At 34.7% G+C, this 18258-nt stretch carries 13 protein-coding genes; 8 read left to right on the forward strand and 5 right to left on the reverse strand.

The features are described 5' to 3' along the window. Positions 1–5: 5 nt before the first annotated feature. Both KAOT1_RS01190 and KAOT1_RS01195 read right to left on the reverse strand, forming a co-directional pair. Positions 6–1364: a dihydrolipoyl dehydrogenase family protein gene (locus tag KAOT1_RS01190; RefSeq protein WP_007092837.1), complete on the reverse strand. Its 1359-nt coding sequence runs from the start codon at positions 1362–1364 to the stop codon at positions 6–8. A 176-nt stretch (positions 1365–1540) separates the two neighbouring features. After that, positions 1541–2245, reverse strand: a complete 705-nt coding sequence (locus tag KAOT1_RS01195) for a DUF4197 domain-containing protein (RefSeq protein ID WP_007092838.1) — start codon at positions 2243–2245, stop codon at positions 1541–1543. A gap of 176 nt (positions 2246–2421) precedes the next feature. On the opposite strand from KAOT1_RS01195, the gene KAOT1_RS01200 reads away from it, so the two are divergent. After that, entirely contained in the window at positions 2422–2868 is a 447-nt protein-coding gene (locus tag KAOT1_RS01200) for a hypothetical protein (protein WP_007092839.1), read from the forward strand. Positions 2869–2984: 116 nt separating this feature from the next. Beyond that, positions 2985–6425 (forward strand): methylmalonyl-CoA mutase family protein, encoded by a 3441-nt coding sequence (locus tag KAOT1_RS01205; RefSeq protein WP_007092840.1) that lies wholly within the window; start codon positions 2985–2987, stop codon positions 6423–6425. A 409-nt stretch (positions 6426–6834) separates the two neighbouring features. On the opposite strand, the gene KAOT1_RS01210 is transcribed toward KAOT1_RS01205, so the two are convergent. Beyond that, positions 6835–7464: a chromophore lyase CpcT/CpeT gene (locus tag KAOT1_RS01210; protein ID WP_007092841.1), complete on the reverse strand. Its 630-nt coding sequence runs from the start codon at positions 7462–7464 to the stop codon at positions 6835–6837. Between the two features lie 154 nt (positions 7465–7618). Between KAOT1_RS01210 and KAOT1_RS01215 the strand changes: the two genes are divergently transcribed. From KAOT1_RS01215 to KAOT1_RS01235, 5 genes are all read left to right on the forward strand, one after another. Beyond that, positions 7619–9001 carry a hypothetical protein gene (locus KAOT1_RS01215; protein ID WP_007092842.1) on the forward strand — a complete coding sequence of 461 codons (1383 nt, stop codon included), beginning with the start codon at positions 7619–7621 and terminating at the stop codon, positions 8999–9001. Between the two features lie 58 nt (positions 9002–9059). Then, the gene (locus tag KAOT1_RS01220) at positions 9060–10193 is read left to right on the forward strand and encodes a helix-turn-helix domain-containing protein (RefSeq protein WP_007092843.1); all 1134 of its coding nucleotides are present in this window, start codon (positions 9060–9062) and stop codon (positions 10191–10193) included. A 98-nt stretch (positions 10194–10291) separates the two neighbouring features. Next, positions 10292–11896, forward strand: a complete 1605-nt coding sequence (locus KAOT1_RS01225; protein ID WP_007092844.1) for an alanine/glycine:cation symporter family protein — start codon at positions 10292–10294, stop codon at positions 11894–11896. Between the two features lie 314 nt (positions 11897–12210). Next, positions 12211–12750, forward strand: a complete 540-nt coding sequence (locus KAOT1_RS01230; RefSeq protein ID WP_007092845.1) for a sigma-70 family RNA polymerase sigma factor — start codon at positions 12211–12213, stop codon at positions 12748–12750. A gap of 142 nt (positions 12751–12892) precedes the next feature. Further along, entirely contained in the window at positions 12893–14248 is a 1356-nt protein-coding gene (locus KAOT1_RS01235; protein ID WP_007092846.1) for an HTTM domain-containing protein, read from the forward strand. 15 nt (positions 14249–14263) lie between these two features. Here KAOT1_RS01235 and KAOT1_RS01240 read toward each other — a convergent pair whose 3' ends face one another. After that, positions 14264–14965, reverse strand: coding sequence for a DUF4328 domain-containing protein (locus KAOT1_RS01240; RefSeq protein ID WP_007092847.1), 702 nt, complete (start codon positions 14963–14965; stop codon positions 14264–14266). Between the two features lie 4 nt (positions 14966–14969). Continuing rightward, positions 14970–15737, reverse strand: a complete 768-nt coding sequence (locus KAOT1_RS01245) for a DJ-1/PfpI family protein (protein WP_007092848.1) — start codon at positions 15735–15737, stop codon at positions 14970–14972. Between the two features lie 59 nt (positions 15738–15796). On the opposite strand from KAOT1_RS01245, the gene KAOT1_RS01250 reads away from it, so the two are divergent. Continuing rightward, entirely contained in the window at positions 15797–17728 is a 1932-nt protein-coding gene (locus KAOT1_RS01250; protein WP_007092849.1) for a CocE/NonD family hydrolase, read from the forward strand. The last annotated feature ends 530 nt before the right edge of the window (positions 17729–18258 follow it).

Here is an 18258-nt window from a genome sequence, read left to right on the forward strand (position 1 = left end):
AAATATTAATAATCTTTCAACATTTTTTTCAAATCACTTGAATACGAAGGATACGTAAAAATCATCTTTTTAAGTTCGTCAATTGTCATCTTTTTATTGATAGCTACAACAAAAATATTAATAGTTTCATTGGCTTCCGCACTTAACAAATGTGCCCCAACAATAATTCTGGTTCGTTTATTGGCAATAATTTTAAAAGCGTATGTTTTTGCATTGGCTTTTTTGGCATTGTACCAATCTGATGCATCACCTTTTAGCACAAGTATGTTTTTATAGCGTTTTTTTGCTTCCGCTTCAGAATAACCAACTGTTGCCAAATTTGGATGTATAAATACCACAGAAGGAACAATTGGATTTGTAAATTTCTTTGATTTTTCTTTTAAAATATTGTTCCCAACAATATATCCTTGCAAGCCAGAAAGTGGAGTTAACGGTAGTGATTTGCTTGAAACATCTCCACAAGCATACACATGTTTATTAGTGCGATTCACTAAAAAATCGTTGACAATAATGCCTGATTCATCATGCTCAATTTTTGCATTTTCCAAATCTAATAATGCTGTAGCAGGAACTCTCCCAGAAGTGTTAAACACCACATGAGATTTTAGGCTTGCTCGTTTGCCTTTGCGTTTATAGTGAATTTTATAATTCTTCTTCTTTTTCTCTACAGCTTCAATAGTTGCATCAAAAATAAATTCAACGCCACGATTTTTCATGGATGTTACTAATTTTTCAACCAAAAACGAATCAAATTGTGATAAGGCTTGCGAATCACGATCAATTAAAGTGACTTTACAACCTAGTGTAGACAACAAGAAGCAAAACTCCATTCCTACATAGCCTGCGCCGATAAATGTTGCTGATGCTGGTATTTTCTTAAGATGAAAAACGTCATCACTTGTCTTTAAATAATTGGCACCATTAAAAGATAATTTTCGAGGAACTAAGCCAGTTGCAATGACAAACTTGTCAGCTTTGATATTTTTTCCTGCAACAGAAATTTCATTTTTGGAAATAAATTTTGGAGATTCATGGTATAAGTCAATTCCCAATGAAGTTAAATTTTCCTTAATACTTTCAGGAACTTTTGATGTATATGATTGTTGAAACGTTTGAATATCTTTCCAGCTAATTTCAGGAATATTTTTCACGCCCAAATCTTTCAGTTGTGTGCTTTTTTGAACCAAAGTCGCAAATTGAAGCATTATTTTTTTAGGATCACAACCTCTCATTGCGCAAGTACCACCAAAAGCGCGTTTGTCTGCAATGGCAACCGAAAGTCCATTTTTTACACAAATCTTAGCAGCAGTTTGTCCAGCAACTCCACTACCAATTATAAAAACATCGTATTTTTGGGTTGTCATAAAATTCAGAATTTTATCAAAAATAAGTCAGATAAAAAGATTTTATTAACCGAAACGGTTCAATTATGAACTCGTGTAGTAAAAAACGAAAAAACACCATTGGAAAATGTTTATTTTCCAATGGTGTTTTTTTATATAAAAATGATTTACAGCTGATAGCAAATTGCTATAAACGCTTAATCTTGCAATGCAAACACTTTCTTTAACAAATCTGTAGTTCTCGATCCTACTTTTGTACGAATCTTTTTTTCTTCAACAGCAATCATCGTATACACACCTTTTAAAGCTTCATTAGTAACGTAATCTGTCAAATCAGGATTTACCTTGTTTACAAAAGGAATTTTGTTGTAGCGTTCAATCAAATTTGTCCAAATTCGATCGGCGCCAACTTTTGCAAATGAATTTTGAATTACAGGTTTAAATTTTCCATACAAAGCTGTGTTTGTGCGACTTTCTAAATATTGCGTTGCAGCATTGTCTTGACCTAATAAAATATTTTTTGCATCATTAAAAGTGATTCCTTTTACAGCATCCACAAAAATTGGAGTTGCTTCCTTTACAGCATCTTCTGCGGCTCTGTTTAACATTTTAATTCCATCATCAGCCAAACTTCCCAAACCAATATCACGTAAAGTTTTATCAACTTTTTGTAATTCTTCTGGCATTAATATCTTTACAAGATTATTTTTATAAAAACCATCTTTCAAGGTCAATCGCTGTACTTGTTTATCAATTCCAAAATCTAATGCTTGTCGCAATCCTGCGGCAATATCAGCGTTTCCTAGTGTTCCACCTTGTGGCAATTGATTTACAACTTGTTGCAACTCTGCACAAGAATTCAACATTAGTAATCCGACAAAAGCAATAATGATTTTTTTCATGAGTATATCTTTAAGATTTTTAGACTGTAAAAAAGTACAAAAGTTTAATGAAATTCAAAATTGTACCTCACAAAAATACGGGAATAATTAAAACAAGTTTGCTCTAATCGTAAAATTTCATAAACATATTTGTAAAGAAAAACTATCGTATCTTCACAATTCACAATGTATCTATGATGAAGAAACTCATAATTTGCACCTTATTATGTTACTCTTTTTTGAGTTTTGCGCAAGAAACCATTACAAATAAAGCAGAAATGTGTCAAATACTTATCCAAATGGTTGAAAGCGATCAATTATATAGAAATGGAGAAATACTAAAAAGCGGAAAATTTGGAAGAAAAAGCACGTATCCGAAAAAAGTCATTGATTCTGTTTGGGTTTTACAACGGAAACTAGACGATTCAAATACAGAAAAACTATTGAAACTTACCAAAAAATACGGTTGGCTAAGTGATGAACGCGTCAACTGTCCTAAACTCAATATTTGGTTACTCTTTAGACATTCTGACAAAAAATATTACAAAGAAATTCTTCAAGTGATAGAAAAAGAATACAACGCAAAACGATTGAACGACTTTCAATACAAACTTATCAAAGATCATGTAACAGGGAAATATTAAAACGAAAGTTGCCCTTAGGAGTTGCTTATAATGATGTTAGAAAATTCATAATAAATATGATATTTTTTTGAATATTCCGTAAATTGCACCCTCAAAATAGATACTTCATTACAGATATGGAACAAGCGCAACCCTACAAACCAAAATATAAAGTACGAATCGTAACTGCAGCGTCATTATTTGATGGACACGATGCAGCCATTAATATCATGCGAAGAATTATTCAATCAACTGGAGTTGAGGTCATTCATTTAGGTCATGACAGAAGCGTGGAAGAAGTAGTAAATACAGCCATTCAAGAAGATGCAAACGCCATTGCAATGACTTCGTATCAAGGTGGACACAATGAGTACTTTAAATACATGTACGATTTGTTACAAGAAAAAGGCGCGGGACACATTAAAATATTTGGCGGCGGCGGCGGCGTAATTCTTCCAGAAGAAATCAAAGAACTGATGGACTACGGAATCACGCGTATCTATTCGCCAGACGATGGACGTGAAATGGGATTACAAGGAATGATTAATGATTTGGTTCAAAAATCGGACTTTGCCATTGGCGATACTTTAAACGGAGAAGTAAATCATCTACACGAAAAAAATCCAAAAGCGATTGCTCGTGTGATTTCTTCGGCAGAAAACTTTCCAGAAGTTGCCAAAGATGCATTAGAAACGATTCACATCAAAAATAAAACCTCAAAAACGCCTGTATTAGGAATTACCGGAACTGGTGGCGCAGGAAAATCGAGTTTGGTAGACGAATTAGTACGCCGATTTTTAATAGACTTTCCAGAAAAAACCATCGGATTAATTTCAGTTGATCCTTCAAAACGTAAAACAGGCGGTGCTTTATTGGGCGATCGTATTCGTATGAACGCGATCAATTCACCAAGAGTATATATGCGTAGTTTGGCAACGCGTCAATCAAATTTGGCATTGTCAAAATATGTGAATGAAGCAGTGCAAGTATTAAAAGCTGCGGAATACGATTTAATCATTCTAGAAACATCTGGAATTGGTCAATCGGACACAGAAATCATGGAACACAGTGATGTCGCTTTATACGTAATGACGCCTGAATTTGGAGCAGCGACACAATTAGAAAAAATTGACATGCTCGATTTTGCTGATTTAGTTGCGATCAACAAATTTGACAAACGTGGTTCGCTAGATGCCTTACGCGATGTAAAAAAGCAATACATGCGTAACAACAATCTATGGGATATTCCGCAAGATCAATTGCCAGTTTATGGAACAATTGCTTCACAGTTCAACGATCCAGGAATGAATACCTTGTACAAAGCAGTGATGGATAAGTTAGTAGAAAAAACGGAAGCAGAATTGCAATCTACGTCAAAAATTTCTAGCGAAATGAGCGAGAAAATCTTTGTCATTCCACCATCAAGAACGCGCTATCTATCTGAAATTGCAGAAAATAACAGAGCCTATGATAAAAAAGCGGAAGCACAAGTTGAAGTTGCTCAAAAACTATACGGAATTTACAAAACAATCGGTTCTATCTCTAATGTAAAATCGCACGAAGTCGAAAGGTCGTTTATGTCTAAAACTGGCTTAGACGAAAACATTATTTTAGATCGATTGGACAGCGAAAGTGACATCGAATTGGTAAAATTGTTACTCAAAGAGTTCGATCGTGTGAAGCTAAATTTGGATCCGTACAACTGGGAAATCATCAACGGTTGGAACGAAAAAGTAAACAAATATAAAAATCCGATCTACACGTTTAAAGTTCGTGATAAAGAGATCAAAATTAATACACATACCGAATCGTTATCACATCAGCAAATTCCAAAAGTCGCCTTGCCAAAATATCAAGCTTGGGGCGACATCTTAAAATGGTGTTTGCAAGAAAATGTGCCAGGAGAATTTCCATATACATCAGGATTATATCCGTTTAAACGTACAGGAGAAGATCCAGCGCGAATGTTTGCCGGAGAAGGTGGACCAGAACGTACCAACAAACGTTTTCATTACGTAAGTGCAGGAATGCCAGCAAAACGCTTATCTACCGCATTTGATAGTGTTACGCTTTATGGAAACGATCCAGATTTACGACCAGACATTTATGGTAAAATTGGAAATGCAGGAGTTTCTATCTGTTGTTTAGATGATGCAAAAAAACTCTATTCAGGGTTCAACTTAGCAGATAAAATGACATCGGTAAGTATGACAATTAATGGTCCTGCACCAATGTTATTAGGGTTTTTTATGAATGCCGCAATCGATCAGCAATGTGAGATTTACATTAAAGAAAACGGACTCGAAAAAGAAGTTGAAGCTAAAATTGCTAAAATTTACAAAGGAAAAGAACGTCCGCAATACAATGGCGATTTGCCAGAAGGGAACGATGGTTTAGGATTAATGCTTTTAGGAGTTACAGGCGATCAAGTGTTGCCAGCAGACATCTATAATGACATCAAAATAAAAACCATTGCACAAGTTCGTGGAACGGTTCAGGCAGATATCTTAAAAGAAGATCAGGCGCAAAATACCTGTATCTTTTCTACAGAATTCGCATTGCGATTAATGGGAGATGTACAAGAATATTTCATCAATAACAATGTACGTAATTTCTATTCGGTTTCCATTTCTGGATATCACATCGCGGAAGCAGGCGCAAATCCAATCACACAATTGGCATTAACTTTATCAAACGGTTTCACATACGTAGAATACTATCTGAGTAGAGGCATGGACATCAATAAATTTGGTCCAAACTTGTCGTTCTTTTTCTCTAACGGAATTGATCCTGAATATGCTGTTATTGGTCGTGTAGCACGTAAAATCTGGGCAAAAGCTTTAAAACATAAATACGGAGCAAACGCCAGAGCACAAATGTTAAAATATCACATTCAAACATCAGGACGTAGTTTGCATGCGCAAGAAATTGATTTTAACGATATTCGTACCACATTACAGGCATTATACGCAATCTATGACAACTGTAATTCGCTGCATACAAACGCGTATGACGAAGCCATTACGACACCAACGGAAGAGTCGGTTCGTAGAGCAATGGCAATTCAGTTAATCATCAACAAAGAATTAGGATTGGCAAAAAATGAAAATCCAATTCAAGGTTCGTTCATTATTGAAGAATTAACCGATTTGGTTGAAGAAGCTGTATTGATGGAATTTGACCGAATTACAGAGCGTGGTGGCGTATTAGGCGCGATGGAAACCATGTATCAACGTTCTAAAATTCAAGAAGAAAGTTTATACTACGAAACGTTGAAACACAACGGACAATTCCCGATTATCGGAGTCAACACATTCTTAAGTAGTAAAGGTTCGCCAACGGTCATTCCAAAAGAAGTTATTCGTGCTACGGAAGAAGAAAAACAATATCAAATCAAGATATTAAATAATCTTCATAAGGTACACGACACCAAAGAATTATTGTTGGATTTACAACAAAAAGCAGTCAATAATGAAAACATCTTTGAAGCCTTGATGGATGTTTGTAAAGTCTGTTCGTTAGGTCAAATTACGTCAGCATTATTTGAAGTTGGTGGACAATATCGAAGAAATATGTAGTTTCGTCTAAACAGAAAATAAACACTACCAAAAATGTATAAATCATGTCGATTTATACATTTTTTTTTAGCTACTTACATAAAAGGAAGTACTTTCATGCTCGTAAAACTAAATTAGGGGCAAATTACATGAGGTCTATATTACTTTACTTAGAAAGATTTTCATTCAAAAACCAATACATTCAGAAAAGCATACACTGTTTTTTTGATATGACTCTAACATTAGATTTTCACAATAAATACAATACTATAATCTATAAAAATACTGATACGAGAGACTTCTCAGGGCAACCGTATTCGCGGAGAGAAGTCTCTATCAGTACGTTTTAAAAGTTATAGTAAAGTTAGTAGTCTGATAACCTAACTTAGGGTGTCACAAAACGTTTTAATCAACGTGGCGTGGCACTTTTTTATTTCAATCGTTTAAAAACATATCCAGCTTTTTCTGCGCCCCAAACATGTTCATCTTTAGCATTGAAACCACGATCCCAACTTTCTATAACATTCGGTTTTATCGTTACTTCCGAAGTTGCATAACTAGCACCGCGCATGGTACTTTTACAATCTTTTTCGTTAGTACTTCCTGAATAATATGCTCCTTTTTTTTCTAAAATTACGGCACAACCTTCACGTTCTTTCAGCATAGAAACATCAAATTGATCAAAATACGCAGGAGTTTTCCACTTGCCAATTGCTTCTTTCGGATTCTCTAAGGTATATACTTTACTTGAAAATTTACCATTAGCTAGCTTTTCCAATTGATACACACGTTGGCGATAAGGCTTATCTTGATTGCTGTTCAGTGCTTGTTCTACATATAACCAATATCCATCTTTGGAAGTCCAAATAGGATACATGTGTAGTGAAATATTGTAATAACTGTCGTCAGCAGAAGCTTGCTCACTACTGTCAAAAGAACCTGTCATTAACGTTTGCAAAGCTTTCAGTTCGTCTTGCGTATTGGTAGATTTGTAACTGTTACAACTTGAAATTAAGAAGCATAAAATTATTGCGAAGCTGTATAAAAAAGTTTTTTTCATTTTTCGGTGGAATTAAGATTGATTGAGAATTCATCTTAAAAGTAGAGAATAGGAAGCACTTTTCAAATTTACAGCTCAAATTGTTTTTAAAACACAAAATGTTAAAAATCAGCATGCTTCTATGAAATTCTGTAACTTTAAAGAAAGTAATTGCATGCGCATCGTATTTCTCCTCATATTAAACCTCTATATTGCTGTCGGATTCTCGCAAAGTAATCGTTTTGAAAAAGGGAAAATTCTCAATGGACTTGCTGTGAGCAATAGTACAGAAACGTATGCGTTGTATTTGCCACAATCGTATGACGAAACCAAACTTTCGGCAGTTGTTTTTATTTTTGATCCTAGCGGAAATGGAGCATTTGGGATGAAAAATTTTATCGCTTCCGCAGAACGATTCAATTACATATTAGTTGCTTCTAATGCAACAAAAAATGGTGTTCCTTACGATACAAATTTTGAAGCTGCAAATAGATTATTTGCTACTATTTTTTCAACCTTTTCCATAGATGAGAAACAAATTTATGCCGCAGGATTTTCTGGTGGATCGCGTTTGGCAACAGCAATTGCCGCATTGACAAATAAAATGCAAGGTGTCATTGCTTGTGGCGCAGGTTTGGCAATCAATAAATCATTTACGCCCCATAAAGAAATGTTTTCTTTTGTAGGTTTGGTTGGCGATGAAGACATGAATTATCAGGAAATGTTCAATACCAAAAAGTGGTTGGACAAGTTTAAAGTAGCGAATCAGTTATTTGTGTACAATGACACGCACAAATGGCCGCCAAGCGAACAAATTGAACGTGCTTTTGGTTGGTTGGAATTGCAAGCGTATCAGAAAAACATTCGAACGGTCAATTCAGAATTTGTACAATCGTACTTTGAGTCGCAGTATAAAATTGCAGATTCTCTAGCAATTCATAACAAATTCCGGTCTGTTTTGGCTTATGAAAGTATCTTGAAAAACTTTACACCGTATTTTGATCTGCAAGGAACTCAGCAAAAATTGGGAGCTATCAAAAAAACGCCGCAATATCAAAATGAAGTAGCTGCAAGAGCAACAAATATTAAGCTAGAAAACGAATTGTATGAGAAATTCTCCAAAGTATATTCCAACGATATCTTAGCGGCAAAAAGTGATGATAATTTTCAGTGGTGGCGAAAAGAATTGAAACGGTTGGATTCAGATATTGCAAATGCTGAGACTAGCCACCGAGCAAAAATGCTCAAACGCTTAAAATATACGTTGTTTGCAGGTGCATACGAATCTTCTATGGGATATATTTCTGCAAAAAAGTATAAACATGCCTTGTATTGCGATCAATTGTTGGTGTATTTTAATCCCGATCAGGCATATTGGTATTATCGTCTAGCACAAAGTTATGCGCGAAACAACGATTTTAAACATACCATTCGGAATTTAAAAAAGGCAAAAAAACTCGGATTGCAACGTTTTCAAGCTATTGAAAATGCGCCGCTATTTGCTAAATTCAACCAAAAGAAAAAATTTAAGAAGCTTTTTGAAGAAGATACAAAGTAACATCATTTTCAACTTGTTTTATTTTGCCTACCTTTAAAACATCAATCAATAACAAAGTATGTACGCGCACATCGAATCTACAGTCACTGCATTGGTTTGCTTGCTCACGGCGTTTGTCATTCAGCGGATTTACGACAAAGAACGAAAACAGCAAAATGTCAATACCATAAGCGGAATCAAATGGTTTGGTTTGGCAATTTTTGTTTGGGGAATTGGAGCATTTATTACCTTAATTTCGACAAAATATTTTGGCTTTTCCGCAAGTTCAAAATGGCTGATTTATTGGGGAGTTTTCATTTCACTAATCAATTCGCTATTCATTCTACTATCATTACCTTCCATAGAACACCAAAAAAAGCGCAACATGATTGTACGCATTGTTGAACGTTTTTCTGTAAAAGAATTTGTCATGCTTTTCAGCGGAATTTTCATTATGATTGCTTTTGTCTTTATTGCCACTTCTTACACCAATCAAGACATCAGTAGTAGTTTTATTTGGCTCATAGATATTCCAATTTCGTTAGTTGTAGCGCTTGCTTTACTATATGAATTAAACAGTGCTTTCATCAATCGAAATATGAAGTTCATGTACTTGCCGTGTTTTTCGTTGTTCGTGCTGATTGTCATTGCCGTTTCCCACAGAATCATTCCGCATGCATTCGTTGACCAATACATAAACGTTGCCGATTGGAGTTTTATCGGAATCATTGCGGCACTTTCGTTTAAATTCATCTTTATTTTGCTCTTTTCAATCTTGTTATACAGTTGGAAGTTTCTTTCAGAAAAAGAACAACAACACTCAGAATTTGTAGTATTAGAAGCAGAACGCAATCGTTTACACATGGAAAACGAAAAATTGCTTGTTGCCAATGAAAGTCATATTGACACCATTCAATCCTTAACAAAAAAGCTTAAACAAGAAGAAAAGAAAGTTACCAAACTACAAGAAGCTTCCAAAATAGAACTATCTGATCGACAAAAAGAGGTGTTGGCAAACTTGGGAATCTGCGGAAGCAAAAAATCATACACAGAAATTGCCGAAGCCATGCACATTAGTGTAGATGGTTTTCAAGCGCACATCTATCAAATCAAAAAAATCCTTAACATTAGCGGAGCTGGCGGAAAAGAACAACTTATTGCGTATGCTACTGAAAATAATTTGCTTCAGTTTGCTACAATTGCATGTGATTAAGTACATGCTTAAGCAATTACAATACTTAAAACAGCACTGCGTAACCTTTTGTAATACAGTACATAATTTCATCTTCGTAAACATCAAAAAACGAACAGATGAAATCAATACAATTACTACTCATTAGCGTGTTATTGCCAATTTTTGCAGTAGCTCAGGAAACTTCAGAAACCTTAGATGCGCGCATCAATGAAAATTTTAGAAATGCGACAAGTTGGTTTACCGATGCCATTTTTGCAGAAATTCCCATTACTGATGAAGTCGGAATTCCGTGGGTTTTAATTGTATTGATTTTGGGTGCAAGTTACTTCACCATCTATTTTAAACTCATCAATATTCGCGGATTTTTCACAGCAATCAAAGTTGTAAAAGGTGATTATGACAATTTGGAAACGAATCACCACGTTGAGGTTTCTGAATCGGTTCATACCACAGCAAGTAACGATAATCCTGATACTATTCGTGTAGAAGGTGAAGCAGGAGAAGTTTCGCATTTTCAAGCACTCACAGCAGCATTGTCGGCAACTGTCGGGCTCGGAAATATTGCAGGTGTTGCTATTGCTTTATCAATTGGTGGACCTGGCGCAACTTTTTGGATGATTCTTGTTGGATTCTTGGGAATGGCGTCCAAATTTGTAGAATGTACACTTGGCGTCAAATACCGAGAAGTAGATGAAAATGGCGTTATTTTTGGCGGACCGATGTATTATTTAAGCAAAGGTTTAAGCGAAAAAGGCATGAAACGTTTCGGGAAATTTTTAGCAGTTGTCTTTGCAATTATGTGTATTGGCGGATCGTTTGGTGGAGGAAACATGTTTCAGGTAAATCAAGCGTTTCAATTGTTTCAATACGTAACAGGTGGCGAGGAAAGTCTGTTTTATGGAAAAGGTTGGCTTTTCGGATTCATCATGGCAACTTTCGTTGGAATTGTCATTATTGGCGGCATCAAAAAGATTGCAAAAGTTACCGACAAAGTCGTTCCATTAATGGTAGCAACTTATGTCATTGCCATATTGATTATTCTCGGAATCAATTACCAAAGCATTCCAGCCGCGTTTGGAGAAATTTTCAATGGCGCTTTTAGTTACAAAGGTGTTGCAGGCGGATTTATTGGTGTGATGATTCAAGGATTTAAACGTGCAGCATTTTCCAATGAAGCAGGAATTGGTTCATCGTCTATTGCGCATTCTGCTGTAAAAACAAAATATGCCGCAAGCGAAGGTTTGGTAGCATTGTTAGAACCTTTTATTGATACGGTCGTCGTTTGTACGATGACAGCACTCGTGTTAATTATCACTGGACAAATTGCCGTTGGAACGGAAGTAACCTTTGAACAAGGCGCAATTCTCACATCAAACGCGCTTGAAAGTGGAATATCATGGTTTCCTTATGTCTTAACGATTGCCGTGATATTATTTGCATTTTCTTCCATGATTTCTTGGTCTTATTACGGACATCAAGCATGGTCATATTTATTTGGAAGAAGTAAAAAAGCAGAATACATTTACAAAACGATCTTTTGTGTTTTTGTCATCATTGGAGCAGCAGCAAGTTTGCAAGCTGTGGTAGATTTTGCGGATGCAATGGTCTTTTCAATGTTGGTGCCAAATATGATTGGATTGTATTTATTAGCACCAAAAGTAAAGCAAGAATTACAGCGTTACCGTAAAGCGATTAAGCAAAAAGAAACAATCAATAATTAGAAGTCAGTAATGTTGAATTTGGTTTAATGTTGTCGATAATTTTCAATCAAAAACATATTTTTCATAACAAATGCATCTTTTTTGACACTTCTTCGTCTACTGAATGAACTCTAAAACAAAATATCATGGAAAATCATAAAAATTGTCTCTGTAATTGTACAAGTTGTAAAAGTGGAAACTGCAATCAATGTACTTGTGAAAACTGTACTTGTACAAATTGTAACTGTTAATTAATCGTAAGGTTGTCTTAGAAAGTTGTATAAATTTAAAAGTATTTTTTATCTTTCTAAGGCAACTTTTTTAAAAAAAGAAACATGACTACAACGGAAGTTTGGGAAATGTATGCTGACGATGTAAAGCGTTTGATAATGAGTAAAGTAAAAGATGCTCAAATTACAGACGATTTGGTGCAAGAAGTATTCATCAAAGTACATACAAAACTTACAACGGTTAAAGACGAACGAAAAGTAAAATCTTGGCTGTTAAGTGTGAGTAGGAATACTGTTTTAGATTACTATCGGAAGTCAAATAAAGAAGTTCCTTTGGAACAGGAAGAAACTATTATCAGCGAGGAAAGTTACACGCATTCAGAAAAAGATTGTTTGCCTGGAATTATTAAAAATTTACCTAAAAAATACAGAAATCCGTTGTTATTATCAGACATCAAAGGTTTGAAACAAGCGGAAATTGCTGCACAATTAAAACTTCCATTGGCAACGGTAAAATCGCAAATACAACGCGGTCGAAGACTCATTGTACAAGGCTACATGGAGTGTTGCGATTACAAACTGAACGACAAAGGTTTCCTTACGGGCGAAGTCAAGGACAAAAAACAATGTAAAGTTTGCAATTAGTTTTTTGTGAAATTTTTCTAAACTTCATAATTATAGGAATAAGAGCTTGCTGCTTTTGAATAAAATATCAAGAATTTCTTTCTGATTTTGAGCACGCTTTTGCGGAAAATTGTATTTTAGGCGGACAACAACACCGACCGACATGAAGTATATTTACGCAAAAATATTCAAACCTACAGATGTTTCCATCGTTTCGCTTTTCCGAATTATTTTTGGATTATTCATGGTTTATCAAATGATATATTACTATGAAATAGATTATACGTTTCAGTTTATTTACGGTCCGGAAGTATTATTTCCGTATGAAGGTTTAGAGTTTTTAAAGCCATTTTCATTAGGAATTCTCAAGGCCATTCACGTAGGATTATTGATCTCGGCGATATTCATTGCGCTCGGATTTCTCTACAGATACGCCATGATATTTTTCTTCTTAGGATTTTCATACTTTTCGTTTGTAGATAAAACGTTATACAACAATCACATCTATTTGATTTCATTAATTGCTTTCGTGATGATTTTTATCAGCGCAGATAAAAAGTACAGTCTTCGTGCTAAATTTTCTAAAAAAACGTTGTCAAAGTTTGTTCCTGCATGGAATCAAAATATTCTTATTTTCTTAATTTCGATCGTATATTTTTATGGAGGAATTACAAAATTATCTCCCAATTGGTTAGATAGTAATTTGATAAGTTACACCATCGATCAAGCGCAAAGCAGTTTGCTAACCAACTTGTTTCCAAAAGAAACTTTAATCACTTTAATCAAATACGGCGGATTGTTGTTTGATTTAAGTATCGCGTTCATCTTACTCAACAAAAGAACACGAATATATGGCGTAATTCTCGTGATAATATTTAGCTATACGAACAATTCTATCTTGTTCAATGACATCGGAATCTTTCCATTTTTCATGATTTGTGTGACGATTGTATATTTTGACAGTGCAAAAATTGGAAACTATATTGATTCTATCTTTGGTAAAAAAGCTACCGCAGAAAATAAAGAAGATGCTACACAAGAAACGACTCCAAAATTCAAAATGCTCACGATAACTTGTCTAAGCATATTTGTACTCTTTCAACTTTTATTTCCATTAAGACATTTTTTCCTTACTTCAAATCCTGAATGGACTGGAATTGCACAAAAATTTTCTTGGCGAATGAAAATGCAATCCAGAAACGTGACACAATTTACAATGTCATTAACCGATCGTAAAACGTCTCAAACCTATAATTTGGATGGAACTTCGTTTGTGACCAAAAATCAATTCATGCATATGGTAGAAGATCCATATACGTTTCCTCATTTGGCAAAATATATCAGCGACAAGTTATACGTAGAACGCGGTTTGGTAAATCCAATTATCAAAGCAAATTTAATGGTAGAATTTAACGGAATGCCAACACAGTTAATGCTTGATCCGAGACGAGATTTGACCAAAATTGATGAAAACAAACTTGCAGACAATCCTTGGATTCCTGATTTTAATGGGTATTAATTAAACTAGAAATAATTAATAAACTACCGTTTTCCCAATTTCGTCAATTTCAGAGACAGATTCATTCGTTTCTCTCAAAACGGTCTCCACTTTTGTAATTTTATGAATCACATACAACACCAATACAAGTGTGATAATATTGATAATATCTGAAACAATTAAATATCCATTAGATTCTACAAAAGAATCAATATCAAATGCATTTACTTGTTTTCTAGAAACATAATTCGCGAAAATACCATTTACAATATAAACAATCCACCAAATTACAATAAATGAAGTGTCCGTATCTACCTTAAAATTAGAATTGTACCCTTTGATGGCGTATTGTGTTTTTAAATAAATTTCTTTTGCAGTAGTAATTGGACGATACAAACTTACGATTGGAATAAAAAATCCCCATGCAGAACCAGCTTTGCTGTAATCTGTCTTTTGATTCTTGATGATAAGGTTTTCATAAGCTCTGGTAAACCAACGAAGAAAGAAAATCACTGCAACAATAAATATAACAAATTGTGCAATTCCTGAAATAGGAACAAAAATATCAAGCAATTCAATGATTGCCATTTCGTCTTCTGTATTTGTGAAATTTTTTAGTTTGTAACTCTGAAAAATCAACAGTAGTATTGAAATTGCATCAATACAAATTGCCGTAATAAAAACCATCGTTATGTCTTTACTACGTTGTGAATTGTCTTTTAATTCGTCTTCAATCATAAAATTATTTTTTGATAATAGTGTGTGGATAGCCATCTAATGTCCAATCAATCACCAGTCCGCCAGCGAGACTTTCTGCAATTTCTTTTCCGTATAAATGTTCGCACAAATACAAAGCGGCTTCAAAACTTTTGGCACCACCAGCAGAAGTAATGTATTTTCCATCGTGTACAAACAACGTATTTTCTCTAATATCTAATTGTGGAAACATTTCGCGCATCTTCGCAATATCACTCGGAAATGTGGTAGAAGCTACATCGTCCAACAATCCTGCTTTGGCTAACACAAAAGCACCATCACAATGAGAAGTCACAAACTCAGCATCTTTCGCAACTTTTTGCACAAAAGCGATCATCTTTTCGTCTTCTAAATCCGTATCCAAATGGTGTTCAGCACTTGGCACAACCAAAATATCAATCTTAGGCAAACTATCTTTTACATAATTAAAATCAGGTAGAATGCGCATGCCTTCAAAAGTTGTTACAGCTTCGTCGGTATTTGCTACGGTAAAAACATTCATCGCTTTAATATTCTCACGGAAAATGGTGTGTTGAAAAATATCAAAAGGTGCTGTCAATTCTGTATTAAAAACGCCATCCATAATTAGGAAACCAACATTATAACGGTTGGGTTCAATCTTAGGAAATTGCTTTGCTGTCTTTTCGGCGGAAGCCAAATTGCCTTCAACAATTGTAGTAGTTTTATTTTCTGTCGTCTGTTCACAACTCACAAAAAATAGCGAAAAAGTTAAAAGTATCAGGATTTTTTTCATTGCGATAAAATAGCGATTATAATTTTGTAAATTTAGGCATTCAAAATTTACCAACCACAATGATAAAACCCTTTTTTAGACTGATACTCGTATTAGTTCTTTTCGTCACAGCTTGTAAAGATCAAGAAAAAACTGCCAAAAAAGCTGATAAAGCAAAAAGTACTTATGTGAAGGATAACTATGATAAACAGGAAGTTACGATTGAAATGCGTGATGGAATCAAGTTACACACGACTATTTATTCACCAAAAGATAAAAGTCAAAAATATCCTATTTTGATGATGCGAACGCCGTACAGTTGCAAACCGTATGGAGAAGATAAATTCAAAACTAAAATTGGTCCAAACTCGCATTTAATGAAAGAAGGTAACATTATTGTATACCAAGATGTGCGTGGTCGTTGGATGAGTGAAGGTGTATATGACAATATGCGCGCATACATTCCGAATAAAACGGATAATACACAAGTTGATGAATCGTCAGATACGTACGATACGATTGATTGGTTGGTGAAAAATGTTGAAAATAATAATGGCCGCGTAGGAACTTGGGGAATTTCATATCCAGGTTTTTACAGTACCTATTCTACCATTGATGCGCATCCTGCGTTAAAAGCGGCTTCTCCACAAGCGTGTATTGGCGACTTCTTTTTTGATGATTTTCACCACAACGGAGCGTTTTTACTAAGTTACTTTAGAGCTGTTTCGCTTTTTGGAACGATGAAAAATGTCCCAAAAGATTCTGCTTGGTACAAATTACCTGATTTAGGCACCAAAGATCAATACCAATTCTTTTTAGATGCTGGACCATTGAGCAATTTGAATAGTTATTTTGAATATGAAAAGCTAGACAACGTCATTACGTCTTCATCTGATAAAATTGATGACGTGTTTTGGAAAGAAATCATCGATCATCCAAATTATGACAGTGTTTGGAAACCGAAAGGATTGATTCAAAATCTAAAAAATATAAAATCGTCTGTAGCAACGATGGTTGTCGGCGGATTTTTTGATGCGGAAGATTTATACGGACCGTTTGAAACCTACAAAACAATAGAGAAATACAATCCAGATAACTATAACACGATGGTTTTTGGACCTTGGGATCATGGAAAATGGGCAAGTAGTAAAGCGAAAAATTTTGTTGGGAATTATTATTTTGGAGATTCCATTTCGTTGAACTTTCAGCGTGATGTGGAAACGAAATTCTTCAATCATTTCTTAAAAGGAGATGGAAGTAAAAATTCAGGTTTGCCAGAAGCATATGTTTTTGATTCTGGACGGAAAAAGTGGAGTAGTTACGACAGTTGGCCGCCAGCAAACATGACAAAGCAAGACATGTATTTGAATGCGAATCAAGAACTTTCTACCACTAAAAAAGGCAATACGAAAGAAACATTTGTGAGCGATTTGAAACGACCTGTTCCGTATTCGGAAGATATAAAAACGGTATTTACGCCAAGAAAATATATGACAGACGATCAACGATTTGCAGCGCGTCGTCCTGATGTAATGATTTATGAAACGGAAGTCTTCACGGAAGATTTTACGCTTGCAGGAGACATTTTAGCAAAACTAAAAGTTGCCACAACTGGAACAGATGCCGATTGGATTGTAAAAGTAATCGATGTGCATCCGCATGATGCTGAAGAACAAAAAGAAGGCATGCAAGATCATTTGGCGATGAGCAATTATCATTTAATGGTACGAAGTGAAGTAATGCGCGGACGTTTTCGCAATAGTTTTGAAAACCCTGAACCATTTGTGCCAAATCAAAAAACGGCAGTAAATATCAAATTACAAGACGTATATCACACCTTCAAAAAAGGTCACAAACTGCAAATTCAAGTGCAAAGTACTTGGTTTCCATTGATTGATTTGAATCCGCAAACTTTTGTACCTAACATTTACAAAGCCAAAGAAGAAGATTTCAAAAACCAGACACATACCATTTTTAACGATTCTAAAATTGAGTTTTCGGTATTGAAGTAGATGTACTTTTAGGTCACTTCACTCAATTGAAACATTCAAAAATTCAATGATTCAAAGTTGTTTCTAAAAACAGTTTTGATTTTACAAAAAATGCTAAATGTGTTTCTAAGAAAAATTTGAGCGTTGTTTGAAACTAATTGATACATTTCCAAATTTTCAAATTGCTACATTAATTAGGTTCGCTTCCTTTCGACTTCGCCCAAGGTAAACGCTTTTGGGGTGCTTCGCTTGTTTAATTATATGCTTGTCATTCCTACAAAGGCAGGAATCTAGGCACTATATACAAAACAAAACGTCATTTCGAATGTCAAATTTTTGATTTGGTGTGTCGAGAAGTACTTTGAAAGTCATAGTTTTTTACTACGAATTCTTTTTCTCTGAACTTGAAAATATTTTCACGAGTTACTTATTGTTGTAAAGAATTTCAAAACTCTTTCCATACGTTTTTGCAAACGTTTTAAAAAAATGTGTGGCAATCTGTTTCTACTTTTTCACAGAAGAAGTAGAAAAATAAATTAATAATCAGTTGT

The organism is Kordia algicida OT-1 (assembly GCF_000154725.1).
GTDB lineage: Bacteria > Bacteroidota > Bacteroidia > Flavobacteriales > Flavobacteriaceae > Kordia > Kordia algicida.